Origin of the sequence: Pseudoalteromonas phenolica (assembly GCF_044788725.1) — a bacterium.
GTDB classification, from domain to species: domain Bacteria; phylum Pseudomonadota; class Gammaproteobacteria; order Enterobacterales; family Alteromonadaceae; genus Pseudoalteromonas; species Pseudoalteromonas phenolica_C.
On sequence record NZ_CP173161.1, the window covers coordinates 3,484,750 to 3,505,671 of the forward strand.

Here is a 20,922-nt window from a genome sequence, read left to right on the forward strand (position 1 = left end):
ACCGAAGCATAGTCTTCGGTTTTTTATTGCCAATAATCTATGACGCAGCATGTATCTAGTCCATTACTCATCGAGCCCGGCGTATTAGCTATTTTTGGCGCAGTGCCAAAAACCGCAGCCCATCAACACACGCTTATTCAGATCACCTTACCTATGGGTGACGCAGATATGCGCCTAACTCTGCCAAATCACGATGCAATACAGCTCTCAGGTGCAAGCATATTAAACCAAGATGTTAGTCATCAGCTCACCATGCAAGCTGGGTGGGTGGTCTTAATCGAGCCTAGCTGCAATGTTGGCAAACAGCTCACGGCAAAACTGGCTGATAAAGCCTTTATTGAAATCGACATTAATAAGAAATTAGAGAGTACTCACAACCTAAGTGAGTTGCTCGGTTTGTGTGGTTTAATCCCTGCACCTATAACCACAGCACCGCAAACCAAAGTTGATACACGTATAGCTCGCTTACTTGATAAGCTGAATTGCTGCATTGGTAAGAAGTGTGTGAAACCACAACAGTGGCGCGCAGCAGACATTGCAGTTGAGCTCAACCTCTCAGAAAGTCGCTTTTTGCATTTGTTTAAAGACACCATGCAGATCCCCTGGCGACCTTATTTATTATGGCGGCGTTTGATCTGTGCAGTACAGACATTACAACAAGGAAAAACCGCCACAGAAGCGGCGTATATTGCAGGTTTCTCAGACAGTGCGCATTTGAGTCGCACTTTTAAAAAACAGTTTGGATTGAGTTTAAGGGAGTATCAAAAGCGTTAAGAAAAACCCCTATAGAGTTTGCAAATATTGTTACAGACAATCAGCAAAACTACTGCGCCTCAGTCAAGGCCACTTACTCCATTCGCCCCAAATAAGCCTCAACGATTTTGGCGTAGCCTTTACCCTGTTTAAACTTCTTCAACTCATAATTAAACCTATCTCTGAGCATTTTATCTTTAAAAGCGACACTGGCGGTGACTGGCGGGATTAAATAATGATGTTTAAAGATATCTATGGGCCTTTGTTTGTCATTCAGGCGATAGAAGTAATAGAAAATATACTGGTCTAATACTGCAAAGTCGTAACGGGATTTCGCCAGCATTTCGGGGATCACCGACATATCTGCCGACTCTTTATATCGCGCTTGCTCCGACATAGTTTTAAAGGCATCGCCAAAATAGCCCGGCGCACCTTGAAAAGTAATCACAGAATACTTTGCAAGATCGCTGATAGAGTCGGGAGATAAATTACGCTCAGATAAAGAAAACACCATCGGTTTATAGGTAACAATAGGGTCGCTGATGTAAAAGTTATCGCTATCTTTTGCAAAGAATATCGGAGCCATTAGATCGTACTGTCCCGAGCGAACTAGCATTTCTGCTCTGCCAAGGGCTACAAAATTAAGTTCGACTGAGAAACCAAGCTCTGCGAGAACGGCTTTAGCCACATCTAGGTCTATACCACTGAATAGTTTGTTATTTATGGTATGCGGCGGGCCTTCGCTTGTCACCAAACTAAGTGGTTTGCCATGAACTAGCGTGCTAAAAAACACAGAGAAGAAGCAAACTTTAAAAAGCATATTAAGTGAATTATTCCCCATATTTAGCTGCATCTAAAATTACAATAACCATAAACAAAGCCGCTCACCCAGTAACCAAAATTTTTAATTTCATACATTCAGTTTAGGAGTTATTGCGAATTGTTAAAGTGCGATTTAATCGCAAATTATGGCCTTTGACTTTAGGCATTACTTCGCCCTGAGTAATAACAAAAATCTTTATCTTGAAGACAAAAATTAATCGTCGAACTTGCCCGATATATCGCTTGCCGACACCCTAACTGCGTGACACACTCGCGAAAAATTTGCTACATCCCTGTGTTTGCAAAATGCGTTCAGCAAGCGAACACAATTTTATTTCGTGGCATGCCGCAACCGTCAGTTTTGATGTGCCAAAGCATCACCCACACTATTTGGACTGACTCATGGTGAAAACCTTAATTGTGGTAGACGACATTCACACCACATTCGAAAACGACATTAAAGCGATAGCGTTTGCAAACTATTTGCAGGACTACCCAAAACGCGACGAGCCTAAAACTCGCGTTATAAATCTGTGCGAAAGCAGCCGCTATTTAAGCCAAGGCTACTATTGCTCACTATTAGCAGAAGCGCGCGGTCACGACGTATTACCGAGCGTAAAAACCTTAAATAGTTTACGCGAATCGACGCAAATATTGGCATCGAAAAAATATTTAGATAAAGCCCTATTTGGTGAGACGACTGACCTGTCGACGCTAATCTGCTTTGGCCGTGTGCAAGACGACAGGCTGCAAAAACTGGCTGCCATGGTATATCAAGAATATCCGGCACCGTTTTTACGCGTCAATGTAAAACAAGGCAGTGAAAAGCTCACTCTAGTAATAGAGATGCTGAACTTCTCGGCATTAAACGCTGCTGAGCAAGACTTTTTCAATCAAGTGGTCAATGAGCTGGCAAATACCGCATGGAAAAAACGCCAAGGCACCAAAAAGATGCGCTGGGATGTGGCGATGTTAGTTAACCCCAGCGAGCCGTCTGCGCCGAGCAACAAAGGTGCCTTGAGCCGCTTTGTTAAAGCCGGAGAAAAGTTAGGTATTGCGGTACACATGGTTGAAGCCAGCGCTGGGGTGAATCTTGCACACTTTGATGGTTTATTTATCCGTGAAACGACAGGTATAGATCATCACACTTACCGATTAGCACAACACGCTGAAAAGCTTGGGCTAGTGGTGATTGACGATCCAACCTCGATTTTACGCTGCTGCAATAAAGTGTTTTTGCACGACGCCTTTAACTATCAAAAAGTGCCGAGTTTAAAAACACTGATCTTGGCAGATCAAAACCCTGAAACACTCGCTATGATTGAGCAAACCTTTGGTTATCCGCTGGTGCTAAAAATGCCAGAAGGCTCATTCTCTAAAGGGGTATTTAAGGTTAAAAGCCGTGAAGAGCTTGAAGCGACTTTGAGCCAACTATTTGCCGAGTCAGCTCTGGTACTTGCACAAGAGTTTATGTTTACCGAATACGATTGGCGTATCGGCGTGATCAATGGCCGTGCTTTGTACGCTTGTCGCTACTATATGGCGCGTAATCACTGGCAAATTTACAACCATAAATCGAAACGTAACTTCTCTGGTGCATTCGACAGTTTACCGACGTTCGAAGTGCCAAAAGCAGTTTTAAGCAGCGCCTTAAAAGCGGCTGCAGTGATTGGTGATGGTTTTTATGGCATTGATATTAAAGAAGTCGATGGCAAGGCCTTGGTACTTGAAGTCAATGACAACCCAAGTATCGATTTTGGTGTTGAAGACAAATATTTGGGCGAAGAACTATACATGCAAATTATGTCTGAATTTCTGCGCCGTTTAGAAAGTCGAGGCAAATAATCATGACTTGCTATATTCGTGATGCGATGAGTACTGATCTCAACGCATTGCTCGAGATTGAAGCGCAAAGCTTTGAAAGCGACAAGATCAGTCGTCGCAGTTTTAAGCGCTATTTACAGTCAGAACATAGCAGGCTGCTGGTGGCAGAAATTGATCAGCAAGTAGTGGGGTATGGTTTAATTTGGCTACATAAAGGGACCCGTTTGGCGCGAATTTACTCGCTGGCAGTGTTGCCAAGTGCCCGCGGTAAACATGTTGCAGAACATATTTTGCTAGAGCTTGAAAATCTCGCCAAGCTGCATAAACGGTTTTATATTCGCCTAGAAGTCGCCACGCAAAATATCGCAGCGATCAGCCTATATGAAAAATTAGGCTATCGCGTATTTGGCCGCTACACCGCATATTATGCAGATAGCAGTGATGCACTTCGCATGCAAAAACGCATTCGAGCCAGTTTAGAGCAAGGTATGCACTTAACTGCCCCGTGGTTTAAGCAAACCACAGAGTTCACCTGTGGGCCAGCAAGTTTGATCATGGCCATGTCGGCTCTTGATAAAAACATGGCAAATTGGGCGCAGCAAGAATTGCAAATTTGGCGTGAGGCAACCACCATTTTTATGACCTCTGGGCATGGCGGTTGTCACCCGTTTGGTTTGGCTTTAGCGGCTCATAAACGTGGTTTTAACAGCGAAATTATCGTTAATACCGACTCTCCTCTGTTTATGGATAGTGTAAGAGACGCAGATAAAAAGGTGGTGATTGAACGAACACATAATGAATTTTTGAGTGAGTGTACAAACACTGAGATCCCAATTATTTATCAAGATCTCACCCTTGAGTGGTTAATTGAGCAGTTACAAGAAAAACGTGCTGTGATCGTCTTGATCAGCACTTACCGTTTTGACGGTAAAAAAGCCCCACATTGGGTGCTAGTCACTGGTATAGATGATGAATGCGTCTATGTTCACGATCCGGATGTGAATGAACCTGTACAAACCGATCTCGACTGTCAGCACCTACCGGTTGCTAAAGAAGCTTTTCAAACCATGGCGGCGTTTGGCTCACAGCGCCTAAAAGCCGCCGTCGTCGTTGCGAACAGACATTAACACTTAAAAACTCGCAACGACCTGTTAAGACTACGATGATGCTAGAGCTTTGATCGCCCGATCACTCTAGCATTTTTATTAATACGAATTTCAGTCACCGTCGCTAATACCCCATATTGATTAAAGATCTGGTTATGTTGATCCCAAACTACAGGCTGAGACAATTTATTTGCCACGACAAACTGTTTTACATGGTTTTCGTCAACATAATAGCCGTTCACAACAATCAAAGTATTGTTATCTTTTCGTTTAGCCAAGCGCGCTAAGCTTGCTTCACACCCTACAAACTGTGGCATTGGGCACAAAGAGTCAACAAATACCAAGCTGAGATGTTCATCGGCCTGTAAATCAGCAAGCCTACTATTTAAGCTGATTGGCTCAGCCGACAAGGTACGCCCCTTAAATTCTGGGGCAATATCACTTTCATCAACGCGTGTTACTGCTGCTTGTTTTACAAAATCCGTTTGACTTGGCTGTGGTTTATTTTCGTGAGGTGAGTCTTGCAATAAATGACGAACAGCAGTCAGTTGCTCTTTATTGATCAATTGCTCTGCGACTAAATAACGCGCGAGCTCTGTGTCATTGCCTTTGAAAACCGTTTGATCATTTTGCAAAATGACATGGTAAGGCATCTGCCAAACTCCATATTGGCGCATTAATTGGTAATTTTCGTCTAAGTAAAGCTCGTCTAAAACCGGAAATGCCTGTTGTGCCTGCGCCAAAATATCACGGGTAACATTGATATTTGGCTGCACATATTGCACCTGATACGCTTCTGAATTTTGCGCACTCAGCCAATCCGTTAGCGGTGTTTGCTGGGCACTAAAATACTGCCACACGTCAATGAATACTAAATGCTTCATTTTAGTTTCTGAGCTTTGCGACTGTTCTGCGAAGGAGGCTGTGCTCATACTTAATAAAACAAAGACCAAAAATAATGCTTTCATGCTGTTTCTCCTATTTTTTCGCTACTATTGTTTCGCTAAATCAATTAAGGCTTGATTAAATTCATCGGATGCAAAAAATGATTGCTGATGAATTCGCCCTTGTTTATCTATCAAAACATGAAACGGCGTGCCCACTACCCCATAGCTTTGCGTTAAGGCACCCGTTTTATCAAACACAGTAGGTAGCGATAAATCGTTCGTTGCATAGAAGTTTTCGATATTTTTAATTGAATCATTCAAGGCAATATTCACGGTGATCACTTCAACATCGTCTTGTAACCTTTGGTGCAACTTGGCTAAATGCGGCATTTCATTGGTACAGTACTGACACCAGGTCGCCCAAAATTTTAAATAGACGGGCTTTTTTCCCGCAAATTTTGAAAGCGCAAGCTGTTGTCCTGCCAGCGTAGTAACCGAGAATTCAGGGGCTTTTTCACCCACTTGCAAAGGCTTGGCTTGCGCACCTATTGGCAATTTCAATAACAACAAACAGAGTAAAAACATACACAGATTTTTCATGGTGTTTCCTTATGAGTTAATTTGTAAAAAGAACATCAACGCTACTCCCATCATGGCAAAGGCCAGAAGATATTTAACAGCCTGCATCCAGCGGCCTGATTTGGGTAAGCGTGATAAAAAGTGGGTCGAGCAGCCAATCAGCAAAAGTAAAGCACTCATGCCTAGGGCAAATAAAAATAGATAACTAAAACCCAATAACGGCGATTGGGTGGAGGCCACAAACATCAGTAGCATGCCGAGTACCGGAGAGGTGCACGGCGCCATGACTAAGCCAGAAAGTAAGCCGGTGACAAATACATTCAATGATCGCACACGGCTGCTTGCGCTAACACGCACTGAAAGCTGTGGCATTTTTATCCAATCTAATAGACTGGCAGCCATAAGTAGGCAAAAAACACCCGCAGTAAAAAGCATCATAGGATGAGTCGCGACAGAGCCAAATAAGTGGCCACTACTGGCAGCCAAAACACCTAGCACACTGTAAGTCAGCGCCAAGCCGAGCACATAAATAAACGCAAATCGTACTCGCTGCTTCGCGTGAGTTGCTTGCTGAGTAACCACCGACACAGTAATGGGGATCATCGGATATACACAAGGCGTTAAGCTGGTCAGTACGCCTGTAAAAAACACCAATACAAATAACAATACCGAGTGTTGCTGCGAAAATAATAGTTGCTGTAGCAGTTGTTCCATATGAACAGCCCTTGAGTTGTGATGAACGCAAGTTCAACAGTACAGCGCTTGGTTTGCTATTAAGGGCGAGTAAAATCGTCATCAAATTTCTATCAAATAAAAATTTAACTATTTATTACATGAGCTTACAAAAAACACTGGAGGAGGTTTAAATTTTAAAAATAGGTTGGAATACCATAGAATAGCAATGACTAATACCAAGGAGTGCGCCGTGTATTGTTTTGCTGAATTCACTTTTATCCCAGACACCGCTTGTCTCAATACCGCAAGTGAACAAGTTAGGCTCAGAAACAAGGTCGCACTACTACTGGCTTATTTTTTACAGCACCCAAATGAAGTGATAAGTAAAGAGCGCTTATTGAGTGAACTGTGGCAGCATGGTGATTTTCGTGAAGCATCACTCACTCAAAGCATTCGAGAATTACGGGCCGTGTTGGGGGACGATGCCAAAAACCCCCGCTTTATAGAAACCATTCCGCAACGTGGATACCGTTGGATCTGCCCATTAAAAGTAACGTCTAAATCGCATCATTCAAAAAGCGCCAACGCCTCTAAACAAAATATATTCGCATCGACTAAGAGGTTCATTTTTGTGGGGTTATGTGGGCTCGTCGCGGCGAGTATTTGGAGTGCGACTCGCTACTTCGCAGACGATGTAATGGTCGATAAAGCAGATACACAACCGCATATTCAGCAGCAAGTGGAGTCACTCATTGTACTGCCTTTTAGTAATAACACCGGCAAGGCCGATATGGCATGGCTCGAATTAGGTTTATCGGATATGTTATCGGTCGATTTAAAACGCGCTAACCAAGTGCAAATTGTCTCTCCAGCCCAAGGCAATTTGTTACTGCTTGAACATCAAATTAGTTGGCCAGCATTACCTAACTATATTCGCGCCATGCTAGAAAAAGAGCAAATTGACGCAGCGCTAGTGGCCAGTGTCAGACAGCTCAAACAACAACAAATTATCGACTTTCAAATTTTATTTCGCGATGGCAAAGTGCAACAAGGCAGTATGAGCTTTGATAACCTAGCAGCCAACATCGACAGTGTTAGTCATCAAGTTTTGCAGCTAATAAATCCAAAGCAAGTACTTACATCAAAACAGCCAGCCCCCGACCTATCAGCCATGGCAATTGCACAAGGCATGCAGGCCTTACAAACCACAGGCGCACTCGATGCTAAGCGATTTTTTACTGCCTCTTTAACTTTAAAACCTTCTTTATGGGCGCAGGCTTATTTAAGTAAAACACAAATCGCATTAGGACAATGGCAAGAGGCTGAACAGTCACTTTCTCATTTAGTGAACACATCGCTCGATCATGACCCCTACTTAGATGCTTTTGTGCATTTTTTAATGGCTGACTTAATGGCGAAAAAAGGCCATACAGACACTGCAAGTTGGATAGCGAAAAGCGCCGCCAAAAGTGCACAAACACAAGATACCAAGTTACTCGCTCGCAGCTTAAAGCTCGAAGCCGACCAGCATTTTCTCAATATGAACTGGCAAGCACATGAAGCTGTATTAGACCAAATCGAGCAAACTTTCGAACTCAGCACCGAGCCAGAGCTACTCGCCGATAAACTGTTTTATTTAGGTGAGCCTATCAACGTCGGTTTAGAGCAAAGCCCGCATTTAGATTTAATGGCAAGCGCGAAACGCTTAAAAAAGGCATTGGGGTTTTATCAAACCTTGAACAATCAAAACCAGATAGCCGCAACACAACTCGCCATTGCGCAGAATTATGGACTACCAGTAAACGAGCGAGCACAAGCCCTGAATGCTGCAATGCAGGCTTACAAAGCTTTACAACAACCTTATGAACTCGCCATCACTGAAATGTATGCGGGTTTCTATCAGATGCAGTTACATCAAGGCGACAAGGCACAAGTTTATTTTCAATCTGCTATCGATAAAGCACAACAACTGGGCGCTAAAAACCTGCTTGATTGGGCACAGTTCTATCTGGCATTTGCTTATCTTGATCAGGGATTAGACCAAAGTGATCGCGGTGGACAGGCTGGTAAACCTCAAAAGCTAAAGCAAGCGGTTGATTTACTTAACCAAGTTATTGGTGCCACTTCAAATCAAATCATTGCCGCAAGCAGCCGAGTCTTTCTAGGTTGGGCGCATACCCAAACCCAAGATTTCGAGCTGGCACACCAAGTACTTGCACAGGCCTTGTTAGACACAGACCTACCTGCATACCGAATCACACACGCCTACGCTAGATATAGCAAAATGTACGCATATCTATTACAGCAGCAATATGCTCAGGTAATACACCTTAACCCAGCGCAATTCACCACCCGCTTAGAGGCTATTTATGTTGCCAGAGCTTACGCTGAACTTGGTAAATTTGAGCAAGCCATAACGACTTTAAAAACGTTTAAATCACAGTTACCCGCTCAATGGCAGCAAGCTGACACTCAAAGGTTGGCTGACTATCAATCTGCAAATAGTGGTGCTAAATGGCTACGTAAGCAGCTCGAAAAAGCCCATAGTGTCTATTGTGAAACTGATTGGTTGGTAGAATAAAAGTTAACAGAGGAGCTTAGAAACAAGTTTCTCGTCGCCTAAAAACAAAAAACCCAGCCGAGGCTGGGTTTTTGAATTCTTTAAAACTAAAATTACTTGATTTTAGCTTCTTTGAAAATCACGTGCTTACGTACTTTAGGATCGTACTTTTTGATTTCCATTTTTTCAGGCATGTTACGCTTGTTCTTGTCGGTAGTGTAGAAATAACCAGTACCAGCAGTTGAAACTAAACGGATCTTATCACGCATGATTCAGCTCCTTAAACTTTTTCGCCGCGAGCACGGATATCTACTAATACCGCGTCGATGCCTTTTTTATCGATAATACGCATACCTTTAGTAGTAGTACGTAAAGTAACAAAACGTTTTTCGCTTTCAACCCAGAAACGGTGTGTTTGTAGGTTAGGTAGGAAGCGACGCTTAGTAGCGTTGCGCGCGTGTGAACGGTGGTTACCTACCACTGGGCGCTTACCTGTAACTTGACAGACTTTAGACATGTCTATATATCTCCAATAACTTCGCTCGAGCTTAATTTTCCCTTGGGCCTTAACTGTTTGCCCTGGGGTAAATCAGAGGGCGCTCTTTATACAGCATTAGCAGGCAAAGATCAAGGATCTAGTCCTATCAATCAGCTCATATGTAAATTTGATAGCGGCCAATTATAATGATCGAATCGTGCTTAGGAAAGTAAAAACTGCATTTAAATTAAACTAATTTGCAATATTTTGAGCAAAGCTGCGTTTTTTAACGTTTTCTTGCTGAAAATCACTTAAATCAAGCCCCGCTGCGCAAAAGATATGCAACGATTACCAGCGACAATAAGGTGATCTAAAACATGAATGTCCACTAAAGCGAGGGCTTTTTGCAATTTTTGGGTAATTAATTTATCGGCTTCACTCGGCTCGGCAATACCACTGGGATGATTATGCGCAAAAATTAATGAAGCAGCGTTGTGCTTTAACGCTGCTTTAACTACCTCTCTAGGATAAACACTCGCTGCGTTTATGGTGCCATTAAATAAAATCTCATCATGGATGAGTTGGTTCTGGTTATCTAGATACAGCGCCATAAATACTTCATGTTCTAGCCCTTTTAATTGTAAACATAGGTAATCATTCACTGCATCAGGTGAAGTAAAAACGGTATCTCGCTGACACGCCTCACGCATATAGCGTTTACTTAACTCAAGCACCGCTTGTAACTGCACATATTTTGCCTCCCCTAAGCCTTTAAAAGCAGAGAACTCTTTTAAGCTAGCATTAAATAAGTTTTGTAATGACCGACTTTGCGTTAATAGTGACTCTGCCAGCTCAATGGCATTCATGCCGGCGATACCAGTTCTTAAGAATATTGCCAAAAGCTCTGCATCGCTCAATGCATGCGGGCCTTTTTGTAATAGTTTTTCTCTCGGTAGGGTGTGTTTTGGTAATGCACTCAATTGCATAGATTGTCCTTAATTCCTTGTTCCTAAGTTCTGAAGTGTAGTCAAAAAGGTATAAAAGGCAAAAGCGCGTTACCCTTCTGTCACTTCTCTATGATAGAGTTTAGGCAAGTTTTTACTGGATTTAACAAGCTATGAAACAGGCAAAAAATATTGTTTTGGGGATCAGTGGCGGTATTGCTGCTTATAAGTGTGCTGAATTAGTACGACGTTTAAAAGAACATAATTGCAACGTCAAAGTGGTTATGACCGACTCAGCCAAGCATTTTATTACTCCACTGACTATGCAAGCAGTATCTGGAGAACCTGTTTCTGATTCTTTACTCGACCCGAGTGCTGAGGCGGCCATGGGCCATATTGAGTTTGCCAAATGGGCTGACTTAATTCTCGTTGCCCCAGCAAGTTCAAACATCATCGCAAAAATGGCAGCAGGTATTGCCGACGATTTACTCACCACATTATTACTTGCCACACCGGCAAAAATCGCTATTGCACCCGCAATGAATCAACAAATGTATGCCCACGCGGCAACCCAAGCCAACTTAAAAACCCTTGCTGAACGTGGTGTTGATATTTGGGGCCCGGGTAAAGGCGAACAAGCATGTGGCGATGTGGGCGCGGGCAGAATGTTGGAGCCCATGGAACTCGTTGAGCTTTGTACACGCGATGACATTGAACCTGTGCTGGCAGGTAAAACCATTGCCATTACTGCTGGCCCAACCCGTGAAGCCCTCGACCCAGTGCGTTATATTAGCAACCACAGCTCAGGCAAAATGGGTTATGCCATTGCTGAAGCGGCTCTAAAGTTAGGTGCAAAAGTGACACTTATTTCTGGCCCAGTGACTTTAACGCCACCAGCTGAGGCTAAAGTCATCAAAGTCAGTAGTGCATTAGAGATGCGAGATGCCGCCCTTGAGCATGCGCAAAACTCAGATATTTTTATCGGGTGTGCTGCGGTTGCTGACTATCGCGCAGCCAATGTGGCAGAGCAAAAGATCAAAAAACAAGGCGATGAGATCACCCTCACCATGGTGAAAAATCCAGACATTATTGCCGAAGTTGCCGCCCTTCAAAAAAATCGCCCTTATACGGTTGGCTTTGCAGCTGAAACACAAGATGTTGAAAAGTACGCCAAAGGTAAATTACAAAATAAGAATCTTGATATGATCTGCGCTAATGACGTTTCTCAAGAAGGCCTTGGCTTTAACTCAGATCACAATGCGTTAACATTATTCTGGCAAGATGATCAGCTTAGCTTAGGGGTCAATAACAAAGCTGAACTTGCTATGTCTCTACTAAAGGCACTTTCTGAAAAGTTATAAAAACCTTTAAAACAAAGGCTTACAACAGTGTATTTTTTTCAGTACAAAACATGAATGAAAGTCACTTTAAAACACTGGCACCAAGCTGAATAAACCATTAACATAACCCCAACAAAGTGTGAGCTAGTTGGGGTTTGCACAGTGTAATGCATCGCATTAAGCACACAATAAATAGAACATAATAACGATAAATTAAAGGACCATTCATGCCAGCGACTAAGCGCAGTAATCGCAAAGAGCAAATACTACAATCTCTCGCACAAATGCTTGAAACCAGCCCTGGTCAACGTATCACAACAGCCAAATTAGCGGCTGAAGTAGGCGTATCTGAAGCGGCGTTATACCGTCACTTCCCAAGCAAAGCCCGCATGTTTGAAGGTTTAATTGAATTCATTGAAGACACTCTACTTTCTCGTATCAATATCATTTTAGATAACGAAAAAGAAACGCAGGGTCGTGTTTATAACATCTTGCTTCTTATTCTAGCGTTTGCAGAAAAGAACCCGGGGATCACACGCATTCTTACAGGTGATGCACTACAAGGTGAGCAAGAGCGTTTGCGTGAACGCATTCAAGGCCTGTTTGAAAAGTTAGAAACCCAGTTCAAACAAGTTCTTCGTGAACGTAAACTTCGAGAAGGTAAAGCCTTTACTACTGACGAAGCTGCCTTGGCCAATTTCTTCTTAGCTTACATCGAAGGTAAGATGAATCAGTTTGTTCGTAGTGATTTTAAAACGCGCCCAAGCAACCAATTCGAAGCGCAGTGGCAAGAGTTACAAAAAATCTGGTTAGCTTAATGGCCAATTAATTTCTAAAAAGCGACGGACGTCGCTTTTTTTGTGCCCAAAAATCACTGTTTCACTTCTCATACCAATCCTCAATAATACTGTTATTAACCGCATCGCCCTTTTGTCTTTGCCTGCTGCATGATAAAAAAAACCTTTATAAGTAAAATTAGGTTTGCACCATGAAGGCGTTCCACTCTCTTATTGCAGCCAGTGTGCTGTGCAGCTTGCCTGTTGCGGCGAAATCAAATCTTGAATTTAAGGATGTATTTGATTTTCGTTATGCACAAGGTCAGCAACTTTCTGAAAACGGCCAATTTCTGACTTTTTCTGCAAAGCCTTATCGCGGCAACAGCGAAGGCTTAGTCTACGATTTAAAGACCAACAAGGTCATTGCGCGTGTTCCGCAAGGTACTAAGCCACAGATCAACAAGGCTGCAAACTGGGTAACATTCACGCAAGTGCCTACCCTATTAGAAAAAGAAACCACCAAGAAAAAAGATAAGAAGAAACTAAAAAATCATCTTATTTTGATTAATACCAACACACATCAGCAAACCACCTTTGCTGAAGTGGTTGATTACCAAATTAGTGATGACGGTAACTGGCTTGCTTATCGCACCAAAGAAAAACCAGAAGACGATAAAACAGACAAAAAAGCTGACAAGCCTGAAAGCGAAATCAAGGCCGATAAAAAAGATAAGTTTTACTCTCTGGTAATCGTAAACCTACGCGATATGAGCAAAACTGCCATTGAGCATGTTGGTAAGTTTGCACTGAGCCCTAAAGAATATGGCGTTCTATTTAATGTTCACGATGAACATGGCGCAAAAAACCATATTGGCTTTTTTGATTTAAATACACAAACGCAAAGCAGTTTATTCGACGAGCCAGGTGTCACCTTAAGCCAAGCAATTTGGCACCCTAAAAAGCCTATTGTTGCCTTTAACATGGCCAATTATGTGAATGACGATACACGTCGTCGCGATCATCAAGTTACCCTGTGGCACAGTGATACCAATACCTTAAAAGAGATAAACAACCCAACAGGTTGGTTCACGGGCAAAACGGCCAAACTAACCTGGTCTGAGCAAGGCGAGCGCTTATACTTCCAAAACCGCCCCCTACTTGAAGCTAAAGAAAAAGAGCTAAAATACGAAGACGAGGCGTCACTCACTGACTTCGACACCATTCGCGCTCAAAAAGGCCTACAGGTTTGGCACAATAATGATGCTGAAATTAAAACCCGTGAAGCTAAAACATGGCAACAAGCGAACAAAAACCGCCACTATCAAGCGGTTTATCATCTAAATGGTGAGCAAGTTGTGCAGCTTGCTAACGAGCAAGCGCCAAATATTCGCTTAAACACCGAAGCGAACTTCTTACTCGCAAGTAACGATAAGCCACATTTAGAGCGCATTATGTATGAAGGTTTCTTCAACGATTATGCAGCCATTAATGTACAAACTGGTGAGCAAACTCAAATCATCGAAGGCTCACCGTTTAGACCAAGCCTATCTCCGACAGGAAGCCATGCTGCATTCTTTAAAGACCAGCAGGTTTGGTTAAAAGACTTATCATCACAATCTCTGTCACCTCTAACAAAAGCTATCAGAGAAGCGATTTTCGCCGATGACAAGCACGACTACCCAAGCGAACAACCTGGCTATGGCTTTGCGGGTTGGCAGCTTGATGGTTCAATTGTGTATGTCTACTCGAAGTTTGATATTTGGGCGTTCGATGTAAAAACGCAGCAAGCTACGCGCTTAACAAAGGGCCGAGAAACAAACACCCAATACCGCGTAAAACATCTTGATAAAAACCAGCTTGGTTTTGCTGCAAACGACACCTTAATGCTGCATACCCACAACACTGAAAATAAACAGTCGGGCGTAGCAACGCTGAACCTAGCGACAGGTAAAGTAAAAACAGTGCTAAAAGGCGAAGCTCGCTACGAGCTAATTGCTAAAGCAAAAGACGCTGACAAGCTGATTTTCACCAAAGAAAGCTATCATCAGTTCCCTGATTTTTGGCAAACCACCAGCACATTCGCTAAACCTAAAAAAGTGACAAACTTAAACCCACAAGTGAAGAACTTTGCATGGGGTGGCAAGCCTGAATTAGTGCAATATAAAGGTTATAACGGCGAAGACTTACAAGGTGTGTTAATCAAACCTGCGGGCTATAAAGAAGGCGATAAAGTACCTACGGTGATTTATTTCTACCGATACATGAGCCAACGCATGTATAACTTCCCGAAAATGGAGTTAAATCACAGACCTAACTTCCCAATGTTTACCTCGAACGGTTACGCATTATTCTTACCTGATATTCGTTTTGAAATCGGCAAGCCGGGCCCATCATCAACTCAAACCATGATCAACGCCGCACAAAAGCTGATTGATATAGGTGTAGCACACCCAGATAAAATTGGTTTACAAGGTCACTCTTGGGCAGGCTACCAAAGTGCCTTTATGATCACGCAAACCGATATGTTTAAAGCCGTTGTATCAGGGGCACCAGTGTCTAACATGACATCAGCATATAGTGGTATTCGTTTAAAGTCGGGTCTTGCTCGTCAATTCCAGTATGAAACTGGTCAGAGCCGTATTGGTAAACCACTGACACAAGCACTCGATTTATACATTGAAAACTCACCAGTATTCTTTGCTGATAAAGTGAATACACCTGTAATGATTATGTTTGGTGATGACGATGGCGCAGTGCCTTGGCAAGAAGGTATTCAGTACTACTTAGCACTTCGCAGACACAATAAAGATGCTATCTTTTTACAATACGAGGGCGAACCACATCATCTGAAGAAATTCCCGAACCAAGTGGATTTTTCAGTTCGTATGATGGAATACTTTGATCATCACCTAAAAGGAAAACCTGCAGCTGATTGGATCAAAAACGGGGTTAAACACCAGCCTGAGTAATTGAACACTCTTTAAACAAATACAAAAAAGCGGCATCATTTAATGCCGCTTTGTTTTCCTTAAGAACTTAATTTAACCCGTTATGACACATGCTTGACCTGGCTCTGGCGCAGAAAAGCAATCCATAGAGCAAGCATTTGAGTCAACTGGCGGAGGAGGACAACGATAAGTTGCATAACTACTACCACCTGCAACATGAGGTGTTGCCTCATGGCCGAGAGTGTTGGATGTACTAGTTAGCGTTTTAAGTTGCGTTTTTTTAAGTTTAAATTTCATGATTTTTCCTTATCATTATTTTTTAGTGCTTTAAAAACGTACCCAATAAAACTCCAAAATACAACCGTTTTGAATGATATTTGTTAATTAAGACTCTTGCTTACTTAATAACTTTTTCTCAAACCATTCATTAAGCAACTGTTTTTCATAGTAAAAGGAAGTCTCTCTACCTTTTTTTAAGCGGTCCATAAAGCCCATATCTTTTAATACTAGCTTCTCAGCACTATTCACTGTTGCACCTGATTTATCTTGTACGGTATAACTTATTGTCAACCTTGGAAAATAAATTGGCTTTATCACACGTATATCTTGCATATTCATTCTCGCGTCGCCAGCAAGGTCTATGTCATCAAAAGTCACGTTTAGTTTGTAACCTTCAGGCAACTGCTCAGCCAGTTTGCTAATATGCTTTTCAAACTGCTTAGCGACGCGTTTGTGATATGCGCCTTTCACTTCATTTCCTGGATACACATCGCGATAGTCATTAAAGTCTTTCCAAGTAACTTTCGCCTCTCCAGCGATACTTAGAAATGGCATACTCAATGCGAGCAGGGTGAAACATAACTTTTTCATGATGACCTCCTAAAAGACTTTCGTCTCTATAATGAGCAAAAAAGTGCGTAATGGAAACCTTTTTAGGGCCACAATTACACACTTTTACACTTAGACACGAACTGTTTTAGCTTGTTACTTTTTTATACCGAAAAGCAGTGCATACAACACAGGTACGACTCCTAGGGTTAAAAGTGTCGAGAATAATAGCCCACCCATAATTGTCAGCGCCATCGGCTCCCACATTTCACCACCACCTAAGTACAGCGGAACTAAACCCAATACCGTTGTCGCCGTTGTTAGCAAAATGGGTCGCATACGCTGCTGTGCGGCATAAATAATGGCTTGTATAGGATTACTGCTATCTTCATCTAGCTCCATCTTAATACGCTCTAGCAATACAATCGCGTTATTGATCACGATACCCGCCAGTGAAATCACCCCCAGTAACGTCATAAAACCAAAGAATGACTGTCCAAGTAACAGCGCTGCAACTACACCAACAAAACCAAGCGGGATTGTCGTTAGGACAATGACCGACTTACGGATCGAGTTAAACTGGCCAATTAATAAAATCACGATAATAAAGATGGCAATCGGCATTTTATCTGCAATTGACTGGTTGGCTTTGCCCGATGATTCGGCTTCACCACCGAGCTCATAATCATACCCATAAGGCCAATTTGCTTTTTGTGCCTCAAGCCAAGGAAGTAGCTGAGCAAACCCTTCATTGGCGGTAATGCCCTCAATTTGCGCACCAACTTTAACGGCTTTTAGGCGATCACGACGTAAAATCTGTGCGCTTTCCCACACCACTTCGATGTCAGCAACTTGCTTCAGAGGCACAGAGCGGCCTGTTGCTTGTGAATACACCACCATAGCCTCTAACTTACCAATATCTTGTCTATCACCTGCGATTGAACGCAAGGTAATTGGTATAAGCTCGTCACCTTCACGATATTTAGTGAGCTCCATACCACTTAAGCCAGTTTGTAGAGAGTTTGCAATATCTCGGCTAGACAAGCCCGCTCTGCGAGCTCGTGCTTGGTCAATTTTGATTTGTAGCTTTTTAATTGGTAAGCCCCAATCATCGCTGATTGACTTTAAGCCCGATGTTTCACGCATTTTCGCTTTTAACTCATCAACAATCCCCATCAGTACATTGATGTCATCACCGAGTAATCTCACTTCAACCGGGTTGGCTATCGGTGCACCGTTTTCTATTTTGCGTAGCTTTAAAAGCAGATCTGGGTGACGTGCTAAGGCATAGTCTTCAATCTGCTTCATCACTTTATCGATGTGTTTGTACGACGTCGTGGTGATGATCATTAAGGCATAATTCGAGCTGGTTGGCTCAGGACTGTGTGTTAATAAGAACCTAGGCCCACCATTACCGATATAGCTCACCCAGTCCGTGACACCTTGCTCCGTTTGTTCGTTTACTTTTAAGTTGTTAGCAATAAACGACTCCACATCACGCACAACCGACTCTGTCGTAGTAATGCGCGTCCCGATAGGAAGCTCTAATTCAACTTTAAAATAATCACGGTCTGACGGAGGGAAGAACAATTTAGGTACGTATTGCATACCTTGGATAGCAATAAACAACATACCCACACAGCCGACTACCGTGAACCAACGATACTTAATCAGTCCAGCCAAAATGTTTTTATAGAACAGGTAAAAGCCCGTATCGTAATTAGCCGACTCTTTCTTCACCTTAGTAAAGTAAACACATAGCATGGGGATCATGGTCATCGCTAATAACCAAGAGCATAGCAAGGTAATGGTCACCACTTTAAATAGCGAGGCGGTATATTCCCCCGTCGTTGATTCTGCTAAAAAGATAGGTAAAAACGCCGCGCCCGTTGTGAGAGAGGACACCAGTAATGGAATCTTCAGCTCTTGAGCCGAATCAACCGCTGCGTCTATGGCCGCTTTCCCTCGTTCCATCTGAACCATGATGTTTTCAGACATCACGATACCGTTGTCTACCAACATACCCAATGCGATGATCAATGCAGCTAAAGAGATTTGATCGATGCTGATATTGAAAAACGACATCACCAAAATGCCTAACACCATACTCATTGGAATAAGGCTCGCGACAATCAAACCCGTTCTAAGACCAAGACTAAACAACATGACCACGGTAACCACTAAAACAGCTTGTACAAGGTTAGACACAAAGTCCGAGACTTTCTTTTCAACTTCTTTGGGTAAGAATGACAACAGCTTGAACTCAACCCCAATCGGATAAACCGATTCTAGATGATGCAGAGCATTAATCACTTGCTCACCGAGCAGTAGGTTATTACCACCTTGACGCATAGAAATGGCAATGGTCATGCCGCTTTGCTGGGCAACTCGCACCTTGCTCTTAGCTGGGTCAACGTAATCGCGATAGACACGGGCAATATCACTGAGCAAGATCACTTGCTGACTGCCCGACACATTGATGATGGTATTGGCAATATCTTCCACTGACTCAAAATTACCACTTGGCTCTAAGGCCAAAGTTTCATCTTCAATATAAATTGAGCCACCGGGATTGACGATGTTGCGAGCAGCAAGTTGATCTTTTAATTGATTTGGCGTGATACCGAGCGCTGCCATTTTGGCATTTTCAAACTCAATGAACACTCGCTGTTCTTGTATACCAAAGATCTCGACTTTCGCCGCTTCTGGCAAGCGTAGCAGTTGATCTCGCACTTGCTCAGCCACATCTTCCATTTCACGATAGGTGTAGCCTTCTGCGGTTAAACCAATGACTACGCCAAACACATCCCCAAACTCATCATTGACGATCGGGGCTTGTACATCACTCGGTAAATCTTTCTCTATCGATTGAATTTTACGGCGCAAGTTATCCCATATCGGTCGCATCTCTTTGTAGCTTTCTTTAATATTGACACTGACAATCGATACCCCAGTTTTTGAGGTACTACTGACAAAATCGAGTTCAGGAATTTGCTGCACTACTTTCTCGATTTTATCTGTTACAAGCTCTTCAACACGCTGTGGGCTTGCCCCCGGAAAGTAAGTCACCACTTGCGCAGTACGGATAATAAAACCAGGGTCATAGTCTTTCGGCATTTTGTCAAAGGCGAGTATACCCGAGAGTAAAAGTACCAAGATCAACACCCATGTGGTGCGATTGTTTTCTAAGGCGAGGCGAGTAATGTTCATTACTTACCTCCTGAAAACTTCACTATTTGCCCATCGGTTACTTTGCTCATACCCGCAGTCACTATGAAAGCGCCTTGCTCAACACCCGATATAACAGGAAAGCCTAGCGATGAAATTTCGCCAATCACAACAGGGGTTTTTATGATTTTTCCCTGCCCTTCTGCTTGAGGCTCAACAGTCCAAACATAGTTGCCTTGGTTATCTTTTAAGACCGTCGCTAAAGGTAGGTAAAGATTTGAATTAGAACGACTAGGCGTACCCGCCATCACTTTTGCTGTCATACCAGGTAAAATATTGTAGCCATCAGGTGGCAGCATGCTGAATGTCACCTCATAAGTTTTTGTCGCTTCATCCGCTTGTGTACTCACTTCAAAAAACTCTAAGGGAAAACGCTTATCTTTAATCGCAGCAAACTCAGCAAATACTTGTTTTGGCGCCTCTTTACTCACGCGGATCATAATGCTTTCAGGCACATTCACTTTTAAATTGATGTGCTGAATGTTTTGCAGAGTCGCAATGGCTTGTTTGGCTTGTACTTCCTCAAATTGTTCAACATAGGTGCGCGATACAATGCCAGTGAAAGACGCTTTTAAGGTGGTATATGCTAGGTTGTTTTTTGCATTCGCTAGCTTAGTTTTGGCACTGGTAAATTGCGACTTTAAGGTGTCGTAATCAGACTGGCTAATAGTACCAGAAACAATTAACTGCTCTGCACGTGCAAAATCAGCTTTGGCTTTATCGTAATTGGCTTGTGCTTCATCGAGTGATAGCTTGTAATCTGTATCATCAATATGTGCGATAAGGTCGCCGACTTGCACCGACTGCCCTTGTTTAACGTACAAATCGGTCACTGTACCAGGCACTTTAAATGACAAGTCAGCTGTGCTCGCCGCATCCACCACCGCCGGAAACTCTTGCAAAGGTCCTTCACTTTGTTCCACAAGTTGTAAAGTTCGAACTGGCCGCAACTGCGCTTTTTTATCTGACTCTAATTGCTGTTCAGAACAGCCAATTAATAGGAGTGCAAATGTTGCAACGAGCAAAAGCGAGTATGTTGTTTTCATTGTCTTATCACCGTGATGTTCTTATTAGACGAAACAGGCTGGAAGGATAGCCTTTTGTTATCTCATTAACTGTAGCTAACTTTTCAGCATTCGTGAGATAGGCCTGCACTTTTATTAAGCATATCAGA

The 20,922-nt window shown here is 42.8% G+C and carries 18 protein-coding genes; 7 read left to right on the plus strand and 11 right to left on the minus strand.

Annotation, left to right across the window (positions count from 1 at the left end):
• Positions 1-39: 39 nt before the first annotated feature.
• Complete coding sequence (locus ACH784_RS15790; RefSeq protein WP_404391794.1) at positions 40-774, plus strand: helix-turn-helix domain-containing protein; 735 nt, start codon at positions 40-42, stop codon at positions 772-774.
• 73 nt (positions 775-847) lie between these two features.
• On the opposite strand, the gene ACH784_RS15795 is transcribed toward ACH784_RS15790, so the two are convergent.
• On the minus strand, positions 848-1,573 hold the full coding sequence (locus ACH784_RS15795; RefSeq protein WP_404391796.1) for a substrate-binding periplasmic protein: 726 nt from the start codon (positions 1,571-1,573) through the stop codon (positions 848-850).
• A gap of 404 nt (positions 1,574-1,977) precedes the next feature.
• Here ACH784_RS15795 and ACH784_RS15800 point away from each other — a divergent pair, with 404 nt between their 5' ends.
• On the plus strand, positions 1,978-3,420 hold the full coding sequence (locus tag ACH784_RS15800; RefSeq protein ID WP_404391798.1) for a RimK family protein: 1,443 nt from the start codon (positions 1,978-1,980) through the stop codon (positions 3,418-3,420).
• 2 nt (positions 3,421-3,422) lie between these two features.
• Positions 3,423-4,526, plus strand: coding sequence for a peptidase C39 family protein (locus ACH784_RS15805; RefSeq protein WP_404391800.1), 1,104 nt, complete (start codon positions 3,423-3,425; stop codon positions 4,524-4,526).
• Positions 4,527-4,567: 41 nt separating this feature from the next.
• Here the strand turns inward: ACH784_RS15805 and ACH784_RS15810 are convergent, their stop codons facing one another.
• Genes ACH784_RS15810 through ACH784_RS15820 form a run of 3 tightly spaced genes read right to left on the minus strand, consistent with a single transcriptional unit; the run spans position 4,568 to position 6,685 of the window.
• The gene (locus ACH784_RS15810) at positions 4,568-5,473 is read right to left on the minus strand and encodes a TlpA family protein disulfide reductase (RefSeq protein WP_404391802.1); all 906 of its coding nucleotides are present in this window, start codon (positions 5,471-5,473) and stop codon (positions 4,568-4,570) included.
• A gap of 24 nt (positions 5,474-5,497) precedes the next feature.
• Entirely contained in the window at positions 5,498-5,992 is a 495-nt protein-coding gene (locus ACH784_RS15815) for a TlpA family protein disulfide reductase (protein ID WP_404391804.1), read from the minus strand.
• Between the two features lie 9 nt (positions 5,993-6,001).
• Positions 6,002-6,685 (minus strand): cytochrome c biogenesis protein CcdA, encoded by a 684-nt coding sequence (locus ACH784_RS15820; RefSeq protein ID WP_404391806.1) that lies wholly within the window; start codon positions 6,683-6,685, stop codon positions 6,002-6,004.
• A gap of 187 nt (positions 6,686-6,872) precedes the next feature.
• Between ACH784_RS15820 and ACH784_RS15825 the strand changes: the two genes are divergently transcribed.
• Entirely contained in the window at positions 6,873-9,227 is a 2,355-nt protein-coding gene (locus tag ACH784_RS15825; RefSeq protein WP_404391808.1) for a winged helix-turn-helix domain-containing protein, read from the plus strand.
• 92 nt (positions 9,228-9,319) lie between these two features.
• Here the strand turns inward: ACH784_RS15825 and rpmG are convergent, their stop codons facing one another.
• The 3 genes from rpmG to radC all read right to left on the minus strand — a co-directional run bounded on the left by rpmG (position 9,320) and on the right by radC (position 10,670).
• Positions 9,320-9,475 (minus strand): 50S ribosomal protein L33, encoded by a 156-nt coding sequence (gene rpmG, locus ACH784_RS15830; protein WP_005493124.1) that lies wholly within the window; start codon positions 9,473-9,475, stop codon positions 9,320-9,322.
• Between the two features lie 11 nt (positions 9,476-9,486).
• The gene (gene rpmB, locus ACH784_RS15835; protein ID WP_058028557.1) at positions 9,487-9,723 is read right to left on the minus strand and encodes a 50S ribosomal protein L28; all 237 of its coding nucleotides are present in this window, start codon (positions 9,721-9,723) and stop codon (positions 9,487-9,489) included.
• A 272-nt stretch (positions 9,724-9,995) separates the two neighbouring features.
• Positions 9,996-10,670: a DNA repair protein RadC gene (radC, locus tag ACH784_RS15840; RefSeq protein ID WP_404391811.1), complete on the minus strand. Its 675-nt coding sequence runs from the start codon at positions 10,668-10,670 to the stop codon at positions 9,996-9,998.
• A gap of 131 nt (positions 10,671-10,801) precedes the next feature.
• On the opposite strand from radC, the gene coaBC reads away from it, so the two are divergent.
• From coaBC to ACH784_RS15855, 3 genes are all read left to right on the plus strand, one after another.
• Complete coding sequence (gene coaBC, locus ACH784_RS15845; RefSeq protein ID WP_404391813.1) at positions 10,802-11,989, plus strand: bifunctional phosphopantothenoylcysteine decarboxylase/phosphopantothenate--cysteine ligase CoaBC; 1,188 nt, start codon at positions 10,802-10,804, stop codon at positions 11,987-11,989.
• A 206-nt stretch (positions 11,990-12,195) separates the two neighbouring features.
• The gene (gene slmA, locus ACH784_RS15850; protein WP_404391815.1) at positions 12,196-12,786 is read left to right on the plus strand and encodes a nucleoid occlusion factor SlmA; all 591 of its coding nucleotides are present in this window, start codon (positions 12,196-12,198) and stop codon (positions 12,784-12,786) included.
• 170 nt (positions 12,787-12,956) lie between these two features.
• Positions 12,957-15,713, plus strand: coding sequence for a S9 family peptidase (locus ACH784_RS15855; RefSeq protein ID WP_404391817.1), 2,757 nt, complete (start codon positions 12,957-12,959; stop codon positions 15,711-15,713).
• A gap of 72 nt (positions 15,714-15,785) precedes the next feature.
• On the opposite strand, the gene ACH784_RS15860 is transcribed toward ACH784_RS15855, so the two are convergent.
• The 4 genes from ACH784_RS15860 to ACH784_RS15875 form a co-directional block, all read right to left on the minus strand.
• Entirely contained in the window at positions 15,786-15,989 is a 204-nt protein-coding gene (locus tag ACH784_RS15860; RefSeq protein ID WP_404391819.1) for a hypothetical protein, read from the minus strand.
• 87 nt (positions 15,990-16,076) lie between these two features.
• Positions 16,077-16,562, minus strand: a complete 486-nt coding sequence (locus ACH784_RS15865; RefSeq protein WP_404391821.1) for a DUF3016 domain-containing protein — start codon at positions 16,560-16,562, stop codon at positions 16,077-16,079.
• 114 nt (positions 16,563-16,676) lie between these two features.
• Positions 16,677-19,730: an efflux RND transporter permease subunit gene (locus ACH784_RS15870; protein ID WP_404391823.1), complete on the minus strand. Its 3,054-nt coding sequence runs from the start codon at positions 19,728-19,730 to the stop codon at positions 16,677-16,679.
• Positions 19,730-20,794 carry an efflux RND transporter periplasmic adaptor subunit gene (locus ACH784_RS15875; protein ID WP_404391825.1) on the minus strand — a complete coding sequence of 355 codons (1,065 nt, stop codon included), beginning with the start codon at positions 20,792-20,794 and terminating at the stop codon, positions 19,730-19,732. Before ACH784_RS15875 ends, ACH784_RS15870 begins: the two co-directional genes overlap by 1 nt.
• Positions 20,795-20,922 lie beyond the last annotated feature (128 nt).

Excerpts from the sequence above, each read along its gene's own strand:
- ACH784_RS15790 (WP_404391794.1), top strand. The coding sequence starts at position 40 with ATGACGCAGCATGTATCTAGTCCATTACTCATCGAGCCCGGCGTATTA.
- ACH784_RS15795 (WP_404391796.1), bottom strand. The coding sequence starts at position 1,573 with ATGCTTTTTAAAGTTTGCTTCTTCTCTGTGTTTTTTAGCACGCTAGTT.
- ACH784_RS15800 (WP_404391798.1), top strand. The coding sequence starts at position 1,978 with ATGGTGAAAACCTTAATTGTGGTAGACGACATTCACACCACATTCGAA.
- ACH784_RS15805 (WP_404391800.1), top strand. The coding sequence starts at position 3,423 with ATGACTTGCTATATTCGTGATGCGATGAGTACTGATCTCAACGCATTG.
- ACH784_RS15810 (WP_404391802.1), bottom strand. The coding sequence starts at position 5,473 with ATGAAAGCATTATTTTTGGTCTTTGTTTTATTAAGTATGAGCACAGCC.
- ACH784_RS15815 (WP_404391804.1), bottom strand. The coding sequence starts at position 5,992 with ATGAAAAATCTGTGTATGTTTTTACTCTGTTTGTTGTTATTGAAATTG.
- ACH784_RS15820 (WP_404391806.1), bottom strand. The coding sequence starts at position 6,685 with ATGGAACAACTGCTACAGCAACTATTATTTTCGCAGCAACACTCGGTA.
- ACH784_RS15825 (WP_404391808.1), top strand. The coding sequence starts at position 6,873 with ATGACTAATACCAAGGAGTGCGCCGTGTATTGTTTTGCTGAATTCACT.
- rpmG (WP_005493124.1), bottom strand. The coding sequence starts at position 9,475 with ATGCGTGATAAGATCCGTTTAGTTTCAACTGCTGGTACTGGTTATTTC.
- rpmB (WP_058028557.1), bottom strand. The coding sequence starts at position 9,723 with ATGTCTAAAGTCTGTCAAGTTACAGGTAAGCGCCCAGTGGTAGGTAAC.
- radC (WP_404391811.1), bottom strand. The coding sequence starts at position 10,670 with ATGCAATTGAGTGCATTACCAAAACACACCCTACCGAGAGAAAAACTA.
- coaBC (WP_404391813.1), top strand. The coding sequence starts at position 10,802 with ATGAAACAGGCAAAAAATATTGTTTTGGGGATCAGTGGCGGTATTGCT.
- slmA (WP_404391815.1), top strand. The coding sequence starts at position 12,196 with ATGCCAGCGACTAAGCGCAGTAATCGCAAAGAGCAAATACTACAATCT.
- ACH784_RS15855 (WP_404391817.1), top strand. The coding sequence starts at position 12,957 with ATGAAGGCGTTCCACTCTCTTATTGCAGCCAGTGTGCTGTGCAGCTTG.
- ACH784_RS15860 (WP_404391819.1), bottom strand. The coding sequence starts at position 15,989 with ATGAAATTTAAACTTAAAAAAACGCAACTTAAAACGCTAACTAGTACA.
- ACH784_RS15865 (WP_404391821.1), bottom strand. The coding sequence starts at position 16,562 with ATGAAAAAGTTATGTTTCACCCTGCTCGCATTGAGTATGCCATTTCTA.
- ACH784_RS15870 (WP_404391823.1), bottom strand. The coding sequence starts at position 19,730 with ATGAACATTACTCGCCTCGCCTTAGAAAACAATCGCACCACATGGGTG.
- ACH784_RS15875 (WP_404391825.1), bottom strand. The coding sequence starts at position 20,794 with ATGAAAACAACATACTCGCTTTTGCTCGTTGCAACATTTGCACTCCTA.